At 67.5% G+C, this 754-nt stretch carries 1 protein-coding gene; it reads left to right on the top strand.

Going from position 1 to position 754, the window contains the following annotated elements; all coding sequences use genetic code 11:
* Positions 1 to 21 precede the first annotated feature (21 nt).
* Positions 22 to 754: AMP-binding protein (locus tag DQW85_RS05345; protein ID WP_240196941.1), on the top strand; the 733-nt coding region annotated here is incomplete at its 3' end.

Genomic DNA, 754 nt, shown 5'->3' on the forward strand with positions numbered 1-754 from the left:
TTGAAGTGTGGTGGGGTGTATGTGCCGTTCAACCTGGGGTATCCGGCGGAGCGGCTGGCGTTCATGCTGGACGACTGCGGTGCTGCCGTGGTGGTGACCGACAGCGGCCTTGCAGGGGGGCTGCCGGACTTCGATGGGCCGGTCGTTCTGGTGGATCGGTTGGAGGAGCCTTCGGGCGAGCTGCCGGTGGGAGAGGTCCGCTGGGACGCTCTGGCGTATGTGGCCTACACCTCTGGGTCGACGGGGCGGCCGAAGGGGGTCGGGGTTTCGCATCGGGCGCTGGCCGGTTATGTCGCGGGGTGGGGTGCGGCGTTGGAACGGGTCGGCGGTCCTGGTGTGGTGCTGTCGATGGCGGGGGCTGGGTTCGATGTGTCGGTGGGCGACATCGTCCGGGCTCTTTGTTTCGGGCGGAGCGTGGTGTTCTTGCCGCAGTCGGACTTCGTGTCGGTGGAGGAGTTGTATCGGGCGCTGGATGAGCATCGGGTCGAGGTCGCCGAGATCGTTCCCGGCACGTTGCTGCGGGATCTGGCCGCCTACTGCCGCCGTCACGGCGGCTTGGAGAGCTTGCGCCTGGTGATCTCCGGTACCGATGTGTGGACTTACGAGGCGTTTCTGGAGTCTGTGGCCTCGGTGGGGCCGCGGGCGGTGCCGGCGAACGTCTATGGGGTGACGGAGGTGGCGATCGACTCGTTGCTGATGCCGCTGGCCGGCGTGGATGCGGTATCGGTGGATGGGGCGATGGTGCCGGTGGGCA

Origin of the sequence: Nonomuraea lactucae (assembly GCF_003313395.1) — a bacterium.
Lineage (GTDB): Bacteria > Actinomycetota > Actinomycetes > Streptosporangiales > Streptosporangiaceae > Nonomuraea > Nonomuraea lactucae.